The sequence below is a fragment of the Mycobacterium sp. Root265 genome (genome assembly GCF_001428895.1).
GTDB lineage: Bacteria > Actinomycetota > Actinomycetes > Mycobacteriales > Mycobacteriaceae > Mycobacterium.
Genome location: NZ_LMJA01000031.1, coordinates 81,021 through 96,266, shown reverse-complemented (window position 1 = coordinate 96,266; position 15,246 = coordinate 81,021). Strand labels below are relative to the sequence as shown.

The 15,246-nt window shown below is 67.3% G+C and carries 13 protein-coding genes; 4 read left to right on the top strand and 9 right to left on the bottom strand.

What is annotated here, in order from left to right; genetic code table 11:
- Positions 1-76 precede the first annotated feature (76 nt).
- The 3 genes from ASE48_RS26305 (at position 77) to ASE48_RS26295 (ending at position 3,415) form a co-directional block, all read left to right on the top strand.
- The gene (locus tag ASE48_RS26305; RefSeq protein WP_057170130.1) at positions 77-1,249 is read left to right on the top strand and encodes a sensor histidine kinase; all 1,173 of its coding nucleotides are present in this window, start codon (positions 77-79) and stop codon (positions 1,247-1,249) included.
- Between the two features lie 18 nt (positions 1,250-1,267).
- Positions 1,268-1,954, top strand: a complete 687-nt coding sequence (gene regX, locus ASE48_RS26300) for a two-component sensory transduction protein RegX (RefSeq protein WP_057170129.1) — start codon at positions 1,268-1,270, stop codon at positions 1,952-1,954.
- A gap of 201 nt (positions 1,955-2,155) precedes the next feature.
- Complete coding sequence (locus tag ASE48_RS26295; protein WP_057170128.1) at positions 2,156-3,415, top strand: hypothetical protein; 1,260 nt, start codon at positions 2,156-2,158, stop codon at positions 3,413-3,415.
- Between the two features lie 40 nt (positions 3,416-3,455).
- On the opposite strand, the gene ASE48_RS26290 is transcribed toward ASE48_RS26295, so the two are convergent.
- The 7 genes from ASE48_RS26290 to ASE48_RS26260 are packed head-to-tail and all read right to left on the bottom strand — an operon-like array spanning position 3,456 to position 11,393.
- Positions 3,456-4,499 carry a glycosyltransferase family 4 protein gene (locus ASE48_RS26290; protein ID WP_235571550.1) on the bottom strand — a complete coding sequence of 348 codons (1,044 nt, stop codon included), beginning with the start codon at positions 4,497-4,499 and terminating at the stop codon, positions 3,456-3,458.
- A complete protein-coding gene (locus ASE48_RS26285) occupies positions 4,499-5,566 on the bottom strand; it encodes a glycosyltransferase family 4 protein (protein WP_057170126.1) in 1,068 nt (355 codons plus the stop codon). Before ASE48_RS26285 ends, ASE48_RS26290 begins: the two co-directional genes overlap by 1 nt.
- 1 nt (position 5,567) lies before the next feature.
- On the bottom strand, positions 5,568-6,662 hold the full coding sequence (locus ASE48_RS26280; protein WP_082614440.1) for a right-handed parallel beta-helix repeat-containing protein: 1,095 nt from the start codon (positions 6,660-6,662) through the stop codon (positions 5,568-5,570).
- Positions 6,655-8,013: an O-antigen polymerase gene (locus ASE48_RS26275; protein ID WP_235571548.1), complete on the bottom strand. Its 1,359-nt coding sequence runs from the start codon at positions 8,011-8,013 to the stop codon at positions 6,655-6,657. Before ASE48_RS26275 ends, ASE48_RS26280 begins: the two co-directional genes overlap by 8 nt.
- Positions 8,014-8,017: 4 nt before the next feature.
- Positions 8,018-9,376 carry a lipopolysaccharide biosynthesis protein gene (locus ASE48_RS26270; protein ID WP_057170124.1) on the bottom strand — a complete coding sequence of 453 codons (1,359 nt, stop codon included), beginning with the start codon at positions 9,374-9,376 and terminating at the stop codon, positions 8,018-8,020.
- Positions 9,373-11,133 (bottom strand): hypothetical protein, encoded by a 1,761-nt coding sequence (locus tag ASE48_RS26265; protein WP_057170123.1) that lies wholly within the window; start codon positions 11,131-11,133, stop codon positions 9,373-9,375. Before ASE48_RS26265 ends, ASE48_RS26270 begins: the two co-directional genes overlap by 4 nt.
- A gap of 14 nt (positions 11,134-11,147) precedes the next feature.
- Entirely contained in the window at positions 11,148-11,393 is a 246-nt protein-coding gene (locus ASE48_RS26260) for an acyl carrier protein (RefSeq protein ID WP_057170122.1), read from the bottom strand.
- A 354-nt stretch (positions 11,394-11,747) separates the two neighbouring features.
- Here ASE48_RS26260 and ASE48_RS26255 point away from each other — a divergent pair, with 354 nt between their 5' ends.
- Positions 11,748-12,677 (top strand): amino acid--[acyl-carrier-protein] ligase, encoded by a 930-nt coding sequence (locus ASE48_RS26255; protein WP_057170121.1) that lies wholly within the window; start codon positions 11,748-11,750, stop codon positions 12,675-12,677.
- On the opposite strand, the gene ASE48_RS26250 is transcribed toward ASE48_RS26255, so the two are convergent.
- Entirely contained in the window at positions 12,655-14,001 is a 1,347-nt protein-coding gene (locus tag ASE48_RS26250) for a sugar transferase (protein WP_235571661.1), read from the bottom strand. The genes ASE48_RS26255 and ASE48_RS26250 overlap by 23 nt on opposite strands.
- Positions 14,002-14,426: 425 nt before the next feature.
- Positions 14,427-15,215 carry a hypothetical protein gene (locus tag ASE48_RS26245; protein ID WP_235571546.1) on the bottom strand — a complete coding sequence of 263 codons (789 nt, stop codon included), beginning with the start codon at positions 15,213-15,215 and terminating at the stop codon, positions 14,427-14,429.
- Positions 15,216-15,246 lie beyond the last annotated feature (31 nt).

The window sequence follows — 15,246 nt, the reverse complement described above, 5'->3', positions numbered from 1 at the left end:
TCTTTGTTCGTGTGACTTGTCCCGGTTTGGCCGCACGCTGCTGGGATGACGTTCACCCGATGCGTACGCTTTTCGCGTGAGTGTCGGTTCCGCGTTGCTGTTGGCGGCAGCGTTGGCGTTGGTCGCGCTGGCGGGCGGCGTGGCTGCGGGGATGGTCGTGTCCTCGCGACTCGCCGAACGCCGGGCCCGCCAACTGGCCGAACAGGGCCGCGGTATCACCATCTCCCAGATGCTCAGCCACATCGCGGCGATGTCCCCGATGGGGATCGTGGTGGTCGACGCCTTCCGCGACGTCGTCTACATGAATGATCAGGCCGCCGAGCTGGGTCTGGTGCGTGACCGGCTGCTCGATGATCGCGCCTGGCAGGCGGTGCAGCGCTGCCTGTCCACCGGAGCCGACGTCGAGATCGACCTGTCGCCGCGCAAGAAGCAGAAGTCGGGCCGTTCGGGCCTGTCGGTGCGCGGCCACGTGCGGCTGCTGGTCGAGGAGGACCACCAGTTCGCGGTGGTGTTCGTCGGCGATCAGTCCGAGCAGGCGCGGATGGAGGCGACCCGGCGCGATTTCGTCGCCAATGTCAGCCACGAACTCAAGACACCGGTCGGTGCGATGGGCCTGCTGGCCGAGGCGTTGCTCGCCTCCACCGACGACCCCGACAACGTTCGCCGCTTCGGCGAGAAGATGGTCGTCGAATCGAACCGGCTGGCCAGCATGGTGGGCGAGCTGATCGAGCTGTCCCGGCTGCAGGGCGCCGAACCGCTGCCCAACCTGGACAGTGTGGACGTCGACACCTTGGTTGCCGAGGCCCTCTCGCGCTACAAGGTGGCCGCCGACAACGCCGATATCGCCATCACCACCGACGCCCCGACCGGCTACCGGGTGCTCGGCGATGAGCGGCTGCTCGCGACCGCCATTGCGAACCTGGTCTCCAATGCCATCGCCTACTCCCCGGACGGCTCCGCGGTGTCGATCAGCCGGCGTCGGCGCGGCAACGACATCGAGATCGCCGTGACCGACCGCGGTATCGGCATCGCGCGGGCCGATCAGGAGCGGGTGTTCGAGCGATTCTTCCGGGTCGACAAGGCCCGCTCGCGGGCCACCGGCGGCACCGGGCTCGGCCTGGCCATCGTCAAACACGTTGCCGCCAACCACAACGGATCCATCCGGTTATGGAGTCAGCCGGGCACCGGCTCGACGTTCACCCTTGCCATTCCGGCCATTCATGACGACCGATCGGTTGATGATGATTAAGAGAGGACCAACCCACCCATGACGAGTGTGCTGATCGTTGAGGACGAGGAATCTCTGGCCGACCCGCTGGCATTCCTGTTGCGCAAGGAGGGGTTCGAGGCCACCGTCGTCGGTGACGGCCCGTCCGCGCTCGCGGAGTTCGAGCGGGCAGGCGCCGACATCGTGCTGCTGGACCTGATGTTGCCCGGGATGAGCGGTACCGATGTGTGCAAGCAGTTGCGCTCGCGGTCCAGCGTGCCGGTCATCATGGTCACCGCCCGCGACAGTGAGATCGACAAGGTGGTCGGCCTGGAACTCGGCGCCGACGACTATGTCACCAAGCCGTATTCGGCGCGTGAGCTGATCGCCCGGATCCGGGCGGTGCTGCGGCGCGGCACCGACAGCGAGGATGTCGGCATCGGGGACGGTGTGCTGGAGGCCGGCCCGGTGCGGATGGACGTGGAGCGTCATGTGGTGAGCGTCAACGGTGAACCGATCACCCTGCCGCTCAAGGAGTTCGACCTGCTGGAGTACCTGATGCGCAACAGCGGCCGGGTGCTGACCCGCGGCCAGCTGATCGACCGGGTATGGGGCGCCGACTATGTCGGGGACACCAAGACCCTCGATGTGCACGTCAAGCGGCTGCGCTCGAAGATCGAGGCCGATCCGGCCAGCCCCGTGCACCTGGTGACGGTGCGCGGCTTGGGCTACAAGCTCGAGGGCTGAGGGTGGCCGGGCGTTGAATTGGTCACAGTTTGACGCCGAGCATGGTCGCCTGGCTGTGTCGGAGCTATCTCTCCTCCTGCGGTTTTAGGCACTTTTAAGAGGAAATATGTCACCAGGGCACCTTTCCGGCAAACAAGTGTGAATTTGCTTCTCCGGGGTCCGTCCGTACTATGAAGGCGAACTGGACCCAGGGGAGTCGAAATGCAGAAGCGGTTGCGGGCCACTGTCTACGGATTGCTGACACCGATTTGGCCGGCCACCGTCGCAGGCATCGTCCTGGGGGCGATCGTGGGCACACTGATTGCGCTGTCGGTGAGCGCGAACGCCGCCACCGCCACCACCCAGGTGCGCATCGACCCGCCGATCGATCCCAACCAGATCATCACCAGCAGTCCGATGCCCGCGGACACCCTGCAGGGATATCTGTCCGGCGAGGTCGCCTATCTGAGTTCGACCGGTTTCCAGGATGCCGTCGCAGACGAGCTCGGCACCGACGAATCGCCGACGCTGACAGCCACCCAGCAGGGGCAGGCCTCGATCATCGCCATCTCGGCCACCGAGCCCGACGCCGAATCCGCCCAGCGGGCGGTCGACGCCGCCCTGAAGGTGTACGGCGGGCATGTCTATGACCTCAACAAGGTGCGCGTGCAGTCCGCGCTCGATGCGGTCAACGGCGCCGTGGTGCGACTGCGTCAGCAGGCGCTCACCGACGCCGACCGGGACGGAGTTCCCTTTGACGAGGCCGTGTTCAACGACCGCACAAGGGATCTCGACGGTAAGCGGGTGTCGCTGGAATCTCAGATCGACCGCGCCCCGGCCATTCAGACCATCGAATCGACTGTCTCGGAATCCAGCACCGGCTCAAGCACCCAACTGCTCGGCGGCATCGGTGGCGGACTACTCGGCGGTCTGCTCGCGCTCGGTGCGGCGCTGGCCTGGCGGGCCCGCTCCGGGGTGGTGTCCTCGCCGGCGCAGCTGCAGCGCGAGGTCGACCCGCTGCCGGTCATCGCACCGGAGGTCGCGATCGGAAAGTCCCGGCGCTCACTGGAATTGGCGCGCGCGCTCTACAGTCAGCTACCACAACCGCGCACCGGTGTGATCCTGGTGGTCGGCGCGTCCGACGGCTCCGGCAGCACCGAGGTGGCCCGCCTGCTGCACGGCGCCGCCAGCGAGCACGGTGCCGCGAAATCGGTCGGTGTCGCCGAACTCGCCGGCAAGGACTCCGCCGCGGTGCGCACCGCGCTGAACGCGGCGATCTCCGTCGAGGGACAGGGCAGCGTCATCGTCGACGGCGGCTCGCTGACCGGTTCGTCGCAGGTCATCGACGTCGCCGAGCGGGCGGATCAGATCCTGGTGGTGGCCCGCATCGGGCATGACACCGTCCCCGAGGTTGCGCTCGCCACCAACCTGGGCGATGCCCCCGTCGCGGTGGCCTGCACCCGGGGCGGAATCTTCGGCTGAGGCCGACGCAATGTCAGGGTGACATTGCCATCGAGACGGGTCAGGCCAGCTGCAGCGAGGCCAGTATGGTGCGCGCCGACTCATCCCAGGAGTAACGCTTCGCGTTCACCAGGCCGCGGTGTCGTAGGTCATCGGCGAGCCCGCCCTCGGAGTCCAACCGGTCCAGCTCGGCCAGCAGCGAACCGGCGTCATCGGGGTCGAAGAACAACGCTGCGTCCCCGGCGATCTCGGGCAGCGAGGCAGCCCGGGAGGTCACCACCGGGCAACCCAGCGACTGCGCCTCCAGCGGCGGTAATCCGAAACCCTCGTACTTGGACGGGAAGATGAGTGCGTCCGCGTTGCGGTACAGCCAGGCGAGTTCGGCGTCGGACAGATGACCGGCGATCTCCGCGTTCCCGGTGAGATCCGATGCGGCCGAGAACACTTGGCTGTTGCCCGACGCACCGACGACGATGACCTTGCGCCCGGACTCGACGACGGCCTGCACGGGAGCGACCAGATTCTTGTGCACCGCAAGCGTTCCGACCATCAGATAGAACGGGTCGTCGACACCGTCGAGCTCGGGGCGCACGGGTTCCAGCCCGGTCAGGGCGTCCGCCGCGCAACCGGCGACGAGGAAGCGGTCGACCGGGATGCCCAGGACGTCGTCGAGCTCGCGCGCGCTGAAGTGCGACACCGTCACCAGCTGCTCGGCGATCCGGCCCAGCAGGTAGTACACCACCAGGTAGGACCGCACGAAGGACTTGGTGAAGGTCTGCGGATAGCGGAACGGGGTGGCGTCGTGCATGGTGACCAGCTGGCGCCGCTTGAGTAGCGGTGCCGGGCCGGCGAAGTTGAGCAGAAGTTTGCCCGCGGTCACCGCCGGCAGGTAAACCTGTTCGAACAGTTGGCCTTTGACGCGTGCCTGCCGGATCTCCGCGCGTGGGTGATGCAGATAGGCCGGGACGTCCACGCCGGCCGGGACGTGGATCACCAGATCGACGGTGTCGGTGGCCAGGATGGCGCGCACGATCTCGGTGGCGTAGCGCTGGGTGCCGGTGAGCCGCTGCGCCAGCCACTTGCCGTTCACGTGCACCTGCGACATCACCGTGCTCCGATCAGCGGGCCGTACAGTTCACGCAGCGCCACCTGCTGGTCGCGGTCGGTGTTCTCGGCCAGCGCCTCCTGCGTGCGCCGACGCAGTTTATCCAGGGCGTCGCCCTCGCGCAGCTGGGCCACCGCCGAGGCGAAATCGGCGGGCTCGTCGATGATCACGGGCAGATCGACGCCCAGCAGGTAGGGCCGGCGCCGGGAGACCACCGGCAGGCCCATCCCGGACGCCTCCATGATCGAGATCGGGAAGCCCTCCCAGCTCGCGGTGTGCAGGTAGAGATCGGCCGAGGCCATCGCGGCGAGCGCCTCGGTCCGGGGCAGCCACCCCGTCACCTCGACGCCACACGCGCGCAGCTTGTTCTCATACTCCTCGTCGCCGCCGCCCACCCACAGCGCCTCGATATCGGGATTCTCCGCCGCCGCGGCGGCGAACGCGTCGGCGAAGAACGCGGGATCCTTTTGCGGCCCGAGCCTGCCGTTACCCACCACGCGCAGCGGACGGCCGGATTCCTCACGACCGTGCCCCGAGAGCCCGGGCGGGTTCACGTTGGGCACGCTCTGCACCCGGGTGGTCCGGCCCGGCCAGCGGGACAGCTGCGCCTCGCGTGGCGAGCAGGCTCCGTAGGCCGACGTGTTGAACGACAGGATCCATTCCAGGGCGCGGAAGACCTGCCGTGCCGGCCAGCTCAGATCGAGCCGTTCGAACGCGTAGCAGTGCGGGGTGTAGACCAGCGGCAGCCGCCGGGAGGTCCGTACCGCGGCGCGGACGTATGCGCCGGCCTTACTGGAATGCGCATGTGCGATGACGTTGCCGGCGAACCCGTTTCGGGCCTGCTGCAGGTAGCGGCGGGTGAAACGCACCCGGGCCAGGGTGCCGGCGGGCATTTCGGTGGCCGAGACGAATTGCTCCAGTTCGCGCGGGTCCACCGGGGCTTCCGGGCGTGGCGTGTACACCAAATGGTGTTCTGCCTCCGGATAGTTACGCACGAAATCGCCGATCGCCGAGGCCGTGCCGCTGGCGAAGGACTCCGTCACGTGGATGATCTTTGTGTTGGGCATGTCAACTCACCGCAATCGGGTTACCGCCGGCCGTCCAACCCGTCACTGCGAAGGATCCGGCATCGGCGTTGGTGAAAAATGCTGGGAGAGTGCTGTTGTCGAGCGAGATGCCGCTGATCTGGACGCCCTGCAGCGTTCCGGCCTTGGTGTAGATCGCGACATTGCGTTCGGCCGACGGTGGTGTCGAGGCGATACGGATGTCCGAGATCGACACGTTGCGCACCTCGGTGCCGGGATTCTCGACCGCGACCAGCACGGCGCCCTGCACGATGCCCGCGTTGCGGTTGGCGCCGGTGACGGTCCCGTCGGAGATGCTGACGTTCTCCACGGTCCGGGTGAAGTACGGATCGCCTTCGGTGGCGACGTACACACCGGCGGAATCGGTGTCGGCGACCGTGAAGCCGCGCATGGCGATGTTCGTGCCGCCGACGACGGTCATCCCGCGGCCCCAGCGGGTGCTGCCGACGTGCACATCGCTGACCGTGATGTCGTGGCAGCTGGCCGCGTCGGCGCCGTAGGACACCACGGCCACACCGTCATCGCCGGTCTGGTCGGTGCGCACACCCTCGACGACTCCGTTGCCGGCACCGTTGGTCATGTGCAGCCCATCGGCCCGGGTGCCGTGGACGGTCAGATCGCGAATCGAAAAATTTTGTGCGCCATCGACGAAGACCCCCGCGCCCGCGGAGCCGTCGATGTTGACGTGTGACACCGCGACGTTGTCCGCGCCGATCACCAGCTTGTGCTCGTCCGGCGACATGTAGCGTGGCCCCTCCGGCGGTGCGGTCAGCCGGATATTGCTCAATTGCACTCCGTCGGCCAGGATCTGGACGGCGGAGGTCTCGTCGTGGGTGGCCTGCAGGGTCGCGCCGTTGCCGTCGATGCGCACATCGGGCACCAGCACCTTGAGCACCCCGCTGTGCTCGTAGACCCTGGGCTCCAGGGTCAGGGTGTCGCCGGGCGCGAGGGCGTTGAGCATGCCCTGCAGGCCGGCGGTGCTGTCGCCGGTGGTCTCGCTGCTCGACGGGGTGGTCTGGCAGGCGACCATGGTGGTGGCCAGCACCGAGACCACAAGTGCGCGCATCGCTTTACGCATCAGCGGCCGTCTGCCGGCGGACCAGGCTGACCCGGTTGCGACGGCGGTAGACCAGCACCAGCACCACTGCGATGGCCAGCCAGGCGTAGGTGGCCCGGCCCTGACCCCAGTAGACGTAGCGCGGCATCTCGACGAGGCCGACGAAGAACACCGGGTACACCAGCAGGCCCAGGGGCCGGCCGTGGCAGAACTGGCGGTAGAGCAGGCCGGCGATCAGGCCGATGGCGAACATGAAGATGAGCCCGCCGAACCAGCCGTAATCGATGAAGGGTCCGACATAGCCGCTCTGATTGTTGAATTCGGGATTGCCGAACTGGGCCAGGGTGTCGAAATACGGGGAGATGTTCCCGCGGGCGTACGGCGGGCTGTAGCCGCTGAGCCGCTCGTAGAGACCGAACTGTTCGATGCCGGGAGCGCTCCAGAAGCCGTCCATGGTGTCGAACGGCCAACGCCCCGGCCAATTCAGATGCTCCAGGATCAGCTGCCCGTTGTTGAGCGCGGTCACGTAATACCCGGCCAGCCGGCTGAGTGCGAACTCGACGAATGAGCTCTGCCCATGGGCGCGGTAGTACGTCCAGGACCGGTTGTACTCGAAGGCGCTGAACACCACGACCACCAGCGCCAGACCCGCCAGCGGGAGCAGGCGGGCGGCGGTGCGTTGCCGGCGGCGCCCGATCGACAGGTGGGCAGCGACGATGACGCTGACCGGGATGACGAGCTCGAGGATGGCCAGGCGCTCGGCGTAGATGTAGGCACGCGGAACGGCCAGCCCGATGACGATCGCGACCTTGGCCACTTCCGCCCAGGAGAACTGCTGCACCGCAACCGTTGTCGCGATCACCACGGCGGCGACGCCGAGCTGGGTCATCGTCGTCACGCCGGGGATGGTGCCGATCGCGTCCTTGGCCGGCAGGTAGCCGTCCTCCTGGGAGCCCGCGAACAACTGCCCGAAGGACAGTCCGGAGCGCAGGATCAGCAAGCAGAAGCCGAGGTATCCGGTGACGGTCAGCGCGGTCAGCACGGTGGAGGCCGTGCGCAGCAGTCCCAGGGTGCCCTCGTCCAGGCCGGGCCACCGCATCGCCTGCGGCCGTGGCGCGGCGTACACCGCAAATGCCACCAGCGCACCGAAGGCCAGAGCGATTGCACCGCAGCCGAACAACAGCAGGGTCTCGGTGGTGATCGACTTCGGGGTCCGCCACAGGGTGCGGAACTTCTCGTCGCTGACCATCGCGGTCGGGATGATCGAGGCGGCACCGATGATCAGCGCGATGGCGACCGGGGACAGCCACCACAGGGCTGGTCGCGGGGACAGCGACGCGCGCAGTGGCGCGAGCGTGCTCAACGTGGGCATCGGGTCACACCGCCGCGACCGCGGGTACCTCGGCGACATCGCCGCGTTCGCTGACCAGCTCACGCCCGGCCCGGACCACGTTCCAGTGCGGTCGTGGCGATTCGCCGAAGATGTGCCGGGCGGTGAGCCACAAACCGATGTAGAGCGAGGCCAGACCGCACGCCGCGACGATCGCCAGCGCCAGGGCACCACCGAACACGGCCGCCGCGATCGCGCCGGGAACGACGAGAACAAGCACGATCAGCGAAACTCGGCAGACCGCGTCGAGGTGACCGGCGATGATCAGCAGCGAGGTGTTCACGCTCAGCGCGGCCTGCGGAATGCCGCCCACGGCAAGGATGACCAACAGGATGTTGGCTTCGCGCAGCGCCGGTCCGTAGGCGAGCTCGAGGAAGAATCCGCCGAAGAACGCCAGCACCAGCACGACCGACACGGTGATGAGGGTGTTGACGGTGGACAGGTTGGACAGCATCCGGATGACTTCGGGTTTCCGGCCGGCCACCCACATCCGGGCCGCCGGGGGCAGCACCGCGGTCGCGGCGAGGCTCTCCAGGATGGTGACCTGGATGGCGATGGTGGTGGCGACGGCGTAGAGCTTGGCGTCCTGCGGGATGAGCGTCGCGTTGGCCAGCCAGATGGTGCCGGACACGATGAGGAACGCGGTGAGTTCCAGGGTGAACAGCCGCGATCCGGAGGCGATGGCGGCCCGCAGCGCCGCAAGCCCGGGGGCGTGCCGTAGCGCGATATCGGAGCGCCCGGCGATCAGCGCGAACAGCACCTGGGTACCCGAGACCGCCGAGTAGGCGATCAGCATCTCGACCAGCGTCGGTTGCGCGACCGTGAAGGCGACGATGGCGACGACCGGCAGCACGATGACGCTGCGCACGTAGTGTGTGGTGGCCACCGAGGCGCTCACCCGGCCGACCGCCGAGAAGATGTCGCTGAGCATCATCCGGATGGACTCGATGAGCACCATCAGGGTGGTGAGCAGCAGTGCGGGAACGAAGTTTTCCTGACCGATCAGCCCGACGGTCGCGCACAGCGCGATGATCGGCGCGGTGGGCAGGGTCATCATGAAGGTGGCCCGCAGGTGGGTTCCCGCGATGATCCGTTTGAGCTGTCGGTCCGGTTCGGATGGGATCAACCGGACGACGTTGTTGCCCAGCCCCATCCGGCCCACGATGGATCCGATGGGCAGGGCCGCGAGGACACCGAAGAAGGCGGCCGTGTCCCGGGTGTTCAGGAACCGGACCACGATGACGGTCAGCAGGAAGGTGGCGACCATGCCGACCGCGGCCGCCAGCACACGGGTGGAGAAGCTGCGGCGCAGTTCGGATTTCGCGCCGTTGTGATCCGCGGTCATGAGCCCAGCGCCAAACTCTGCTTGCAGGGCGGGCCGAGCAACTCGTCCCGGATACCGTCGAGGACGGCCTGGTGGTAGGCGGCATGGTCCCCGCCGTCCAGTTCGACGGTGCGCAGCGGCAAGCCGGCCCGCTGCAGGCGCGCCACCGTGGCGAATCCGTCGAACCCGGCGAAATGTTCGATATCGAACGGGCACAACATCAGCACCGTGCGGGTGTCGTTACGCAGCAGCGGTCCGAGCAGGACTTCGGGCACCTGGGCCAGCCCGGCACGGCCGAGCAGCTTGAGCAGAGGCCGGGGCAGCCGGGCGCGCAGCAGGGTCTTCAACTGGTCCCGCAACGGTTTGAGCGACTCGATGATTCGCTTGCGCAGTGGCCACGGCTGGGCCGGATCCGGCGCAGCGCCGAGTTGCGGGCCGTCATCGCCCGCGGTCGCGAGGATGTCGCGGCGCACGTTCCATTGCCAGGCCCAGGCGCCGGACGGCCAGCTCCAGCTGCCGGCATTGACCAGCAGGGCGGCGCCCGCGGCCAACTCGCGCGCGGTGTGGGCGGCATACCAGGATCCCGAGCAGATCCCGACGACGCTGAGCTGGCGGGGATCCTGAGCGGCGTGACGGCCCGCTTCGTGCCCGTCGGCGATGCGCCGGGCGTCGTAGATGGGTTGCCACTGATCGCGCACGATCTCCGGTGAGTTGCCCAGACCGGTGCCGTCCCAACGGAACGCCTGAGCACCGCCTACCGCGATCTGCCTGCCCAGTTCCACCCAGCCACGGGCGGGCCCGACATGCGGATCGTTGGAGGTGGCGAAGAACAGCACGACGCGGCCCTGGCCGGGGGTGCTGCCCACCGGGCGGGTCCGGATGCCGAACAGGCCCTTGGGGCCGAATGTTTCGATGGTCTCGAGCACCTTCACGGGTCCGCTGTCGGTGCTGACCGGCATCAGCGCGGAGGTGACCGGGCGGGGTTCGACCGCGACGGGTGCGGAGTCGACTGAGGTGCCGAACCAGGCCACGATGTCGCCGAGCGCCGTCATCGGCATGGGAACGACGACATCGGCAGTCTGTGCGAACTCCGCCAGCCCGGGTGCGGCGATGACACGGGTGCGGTCGGTCGCGGCGAATCGGTGGGTATCGCCCGGGCGCACGACGAAGAGTCGGTCGGCCCCGGTGGCCACCGGGCCGGTGAGTTTGAGCGCTGTGAAGGACTTGGCGGCGGACTCGCTGAGCCGCGCACCGATGATCGAGACGGTGTCGGTGTCGGTGGCGCTGTGCGCGAAAGCCTCCGGCCCGACGGTGAACCGGTACAACGCGGCCTGCTCACGCAGGTAGCGACGCCCGGTTGCGGGTGGGTCCAGATAACCGACGCGGCCGATGGGCGCCCCCGCGGCGATGGCGTGATCGACCAGCAGGCCGCCGGCGCGCAGGGCGATGGCCGACACCGAGGGCACGCCCATTCCGGAGAGATGGTCGGCGGCGTGCCGGATGCTGCGCGACCACAGCGCCACGGCGTCGTCACGGTGATGCCCGAACGCCGAGTCGCCGGTGCCGTAATAGTCGAAACGCAGTACCGCGTAGCCGGTTTCGGCGAGGTCAGCGGCGAGGATCCGCTGGAACCGGATGCTGTCCATGCCTTCTTTGCCGAGTGACCCACAGATCAGCACCCCGCCGCGCACACGGTTGTCGGCGGGCAGGTGCAGCACGCCGAACAGCGGAGAGTCGCTGGGGCCGAAGAATGTCGGGGTTTCGCTCGGGGTGCTCACGGCGGGCCTGGGTGTCAGGCCGCGACGGCGGTGAGTTCGCCGACCGCGCGCTCGATGCTGGCGATCGTCGCGAAGGTCGTCTTGTTGAGGGCGTCGTCCGGGAATTCGATGTCGAACTCGTCTTCGAGCGCGAGCATCACGTTCACCGACGCATGCGAGGTCAGACCGAGTTCGTACAGGTCGGCGTCGGCGGCGATGGCCTGCGGGTCCGACGGCATCCGTCCTTGGCTGGCCAGTACTGCGCGAATGCGGTCCTGCATGGTGGCTGTCCCCGTCCTAGCATTCTCAAAACTTGTTCGCTGACACTAACATGGCAACTTTTCTGGCGGAATACGAAAACAACGGTGGACGTGGGACTCCAGGGGTGCTCGACGTTTGCCAGTGCGTGATCGAAGTGGACCGAGACGCCTTATATAGGGCATTGACATGCAGTTATCTACGGCTCGCGAATAGTGTTGCCGGTCGCGGTTGTCGAGGTGAGTGATGCGTCACAATCCGGAGGGACGGCAAATATTTGACGCAAGGGTGCATTTTTAGCAAATCTGCATCCACTTGCGTCTGCCGTGAGCCGCCATCCGTGGGTAGGGTGCGCCGCGCGATGGCAAGATGAGGCGATGACCACGCTTGAGGCCGCGCGCCTCCAGTTCAGGGACGATCTCGTCGCAGCGGGCCTGCTCATTCCGCTGGGCATCGACGGCCTGTACGGCCGCAGCGGGGTGTTCGAAGAGGTCATCGACGGCATCGACCGGGTGGTGCGGGCCAAGGGGCGCGCCGTCCACGGTGATCGCCCCGCGGTGCGGCGGTTTCCGCCGCTGTATCCGCGGGAGGCGTTCGAGAAGACCGACTACATCGCGTCGTTCCCCAATCTGACCGGCGCGGTGTCGACCTTCTCCGGGGACAACCGGGACCATCGGGCACTGCTCGCCGATCGGGAGGCGGGCCGGCCGTGGGACGGGCACCTGCATCCCGCCGGGACGATGCTGGTGTCGGCCGCCTGCCATCCGAGCTATGCGACGCTGCCGGAGGTCATCGAAGCCGACGGTGTGCTGCTCGACGTGTACGGCTACTGCTTCCGGCACGAACCTTCCATCGACCCGGCGCGCATGCAGGCCTTCCGGATGCATGAGTACGTCGCGGTCGGCAGCCCCGAACAAGCTCAGCAGCACCGGGATTCGTGGGTGGGCCATGGTCTCGACGTGCTGACTTCACTGGGTCTGGAGGCCAGCCCGGTCGCGGCGAACGATCCGTTCTTCGGTCGCGCAGGCAAGATGCTGGCGGCCAATCAGCGCGACGACGAACTCAAGACCGAACTGACGGTGCGGCTGTACGGCGACCTCGACGAGGGCACCGCAGTGGTGTCGGCGAACTGCCACCGCGACCACTTCGGCGCGACCTTCGGCCTGCGCACCACCGATGGGGCGGTGGCGCACAGCGCCTGCGTCGGATTCGGTATGGAGCGAATTGCGTTGGCGCTGATCCGAACCCACGGGTTCGAACCGGACGCCTGGAGCACGGAGATCCTCAGTACGCTCCGCTGCCCCTGAGCACGGTGCTGACCGTCTTGGCGATGATCACCACATCCCCCATGAGGGACCAGTTCTCGACGTAGGACAGATCCAGCCGGAACGCGTCTGCGGCCTCCAGGTCCGACCGGCCGCTGACCTGCCACAGGCCGGTGAGGCCGGGCTTCACGGTCAGCCGGCGTCCCATCAGGTCGTCGTAGGAATCCACCTCGCGACGGACCTGCGGGCGCGGGCCCACCACCGACATGTCACCGCGCAGCACGTCGAAGAACTGGGGCAGCTCGTCGATGCTGTACTTGCGCAAGAACTTTCCGACGGTGGTGATGCGCGGGTCATCCTTGAGCTTGAAGAACAGGGCGTCGCCGCCGTTCCTGGCGATCAGGTCGGCCATCATGGCGTCGGCACCGGTGACCATGCTGCGGAACTTCGTCATCTGGAACTCGGTGCCGTCGATGCCGATGCGCTCGGACCGGTAGAAGATCGGGCCGGGCCCGGAACGTCGTACGGCGATCGCGGCGGCAATGAGCACCGGGGAGGCCAGCAGCAGCGCGGTGGTCGCGAACGCGATGTCGAAGGTGCGCTTGAGCAGTGAGTTGGCGCGGCTGTACTGGGGTTTGGTGACCTCCAGCATGGCCATCCCGGCGACCGGGTTGCTGACCAGGCGCTGGTTGGCGACATCGATGAGGCCGGGAGCGATCATCAGGTCGACGCCGACCTCGTCCAGTTCCCACATCAGCCGCCGGATTTCCACGGGACGCAGGTGATCGGTGGCCGCCAGTGCGACGGTCTCCGCGCCGGTGCGTGCGACGGCGTCCAGGATGGCCTGATCCATGCCCACGATCGGCACGATGTCGCCGTTGATGGTCATGGATGCCTTGGCCGTGGTGGGCCCGGCCGGGGTGCAGACGCCCGCGACGCGGTATCCCGCCCACGGATCCTTCGCGAACTCGGTGGCGATATCGCGGGCCGCAGGCTCGGAACCGACGATCAGCAGCGGCGCCTGGTCCAGGCCCTGACGGCGCCGGCGCGCCGAAACCCGGCGCCACAGCCACCGGTTCACCATCAGCCCGACCAGTCCGAGCGGCAGTGCGATACCGAGGTAACGGGCCGAGATGTCGATCGAGAGCAGCAGTGCCACCGCGGCGATCAGGCCGAAGACTTGCAGCGTCACCAAACCGAGCACCACGTACTCGTCGGCACCGCGTCCGGCCACCCGGGGCGTCCAGCTGCCCAGTGCCAGGAACCCCAACCAGACCAGCGCCAGGGCCACCGATACCCAGGCGTAGCTGATGTTCCCCGCGCCGGTGGCGCCGAGGTAGAGCTGGGTGCCGGTGCCGCCGAACATCACCACGTGACTGAAAATGACGACACAGCAAATCATGATTACATCGCTAAAAATGATCATCTGGGTCGTTTTCCTGCGGCGGCGCTGACGGGGGGACGCCGCGGAACGCTGTGATGCGGTATTGCGTCGGCCGGTGCCCCCGGCGAGAGCGTCGTCAACGGCTTTGAGCTGCGTTAATCCGGCGCTCGAGGGCTTGCTCAGGTCGATCGATGTCATGACGTGCACCTGTCTCGGTGTGCAGAACCCCTGGTGAACGCCCTGCGATAGCTACGGACTTTAGCGGCGCAGAGTTATGTGCACAACAGCTGGGCGTGTGACGCTGACCACCGAAAAGTATTAACTCAACCGGAAATAGCAAAGCTAACGCTGGTAGCTAAAATCGCCGACAGCGAAGCTCGGGGGCTGTGGGCTCCGGGTGGTGTGCCCTACTGGGCGGCGCGGGTGGCCGGGTGCACGGCGATCAGACCGAGTTGGCCGCGGCGCTTACACATGGCGGCGAGCTCGGCGTAGGCCTTGTCCCCGAGCAGGGCGATCAGCTCGGGCCGGTAGGACTCCCAGACCGGTCGTTCACCCACGTGCGCGGCGGGGTCGCCGGTGCAGTACCAGTGCAGGTCCAGGCCGCCTTCGCCCCAGCCGCGCCGGTCGTACTCGGTGATGACGGTCTGCAGCACATCGGAACCGTCCGGGCGGGTCACCCAGTCCTGGGTGCGGCGCACCGGCAGCTGCCAGCAGACCTCGGGTTTCATGGTCAGCGGCTCGACCCCGAGCTTGAGCGCCTTGGAGTGCAACGCGCAGCCGATGCCACCGGGGAAACCGGGCCGGTTCTGGAAGATGCAGGCGCCCTTGTACTTGCGGGTGCGCAGATTGGGCTTGCCGTCGTACTCGTCCTGTTCCAGATAGCCCTTGCGCCCCAGACCTTTGGACCGGAACTGCCAGTCCTCGTCGGTCAGCGTCTTCACCGCGTCGTCGAGCAGGGCCCGATCATCGTCGTCGGAGAGGAACGCACCGTGCGAGCAGCACCCGTCATCGGGGCGGCCCTCGACGGTGCCCTGGCAGGCGGGGGTGCCGAACACGCAGGTCCATCTGGACAACAGCCAGGTCATATCGGCCTTGATCAGATGCTTGGGATCCTCGGGGTCATAGAACTCCACCCATTCCCTGGGGAAGTCCAATTCGACCTCGCCACCGATACCGCCGACATGTGATGTCCCCACAGTTGTCAACGGTAAACCCACTAACGTGGGT

Coding starts and splice junctions, on each gene's coding strand:
- regX (WP_057170129.1), top strand. CDS start 1,268: ATGACGAGTGTGCTGATCGTTGAGGACGAGGAATCTCTGGCCGACCCG.
- ASE48_RS26250 (WP_235571661.1), bottom strand. CDS start 14,001: ATGTTCGGCGGCACCGGCACCCAGCTCTACCTCGGCGCCACCGGCGCG.
- ASE48_RS26290 (WP_235571550.1), bottom strand. CDS start 4,499: ATGTCGCAGGTGCACGTGAACGGCAAGTGGCTGGCGCAGCGGCTCACC.
- ASE48_RS26285 (WP_057170126.1), bottom strand. CDS start 5,566: ATGCCCAACACAAAGATCATCCACGTGACGGAGTCCTTCGCCAGCGGC.
- ASE48_RS26295 (WP_057170128.1), top strand. CDS start 2,156: ATGCAGAAGCGGTTGCGGGCCACTGTCTACGGATTGCTGACACCGATT.
- ASE48_RS26260 (WP_057170122.1), bottom strand. CDS start 11,393: ATGCAGGACCGCATTCGCGCAGTACTGGCCAGCCAAGGACGGATGCCG.
- ASE48_RS26280 (WP_082614440.1), bottom strand. CDS start 6,662: ATGCGTAAAGCGATGCGCGCACTTGTGGTCTCGGTGCTGGCCACCACC.
- ASE48_RS26270 (WP_057170124.1), bottom strand. CDS start 9,376: ATGACCGCGGATCACAACGGCGCGAAATCCGAACTGCGCCGCAGCTTC.
- ASE48_RS26275 (WP_235571548.1), bottom strand. CDS start 8,013: ATGCCCACGTTGAGCACGCTCGCGCCACTGCGCGCGTCGCTGTCCCCG.
- ASE48_RS26255 (WP_057170121.1), top strand. CDS start 11,748: ATGACCACGCTTGAGGCCGCGCGCCTCCAGTTCAGGGACGATCTCGTC.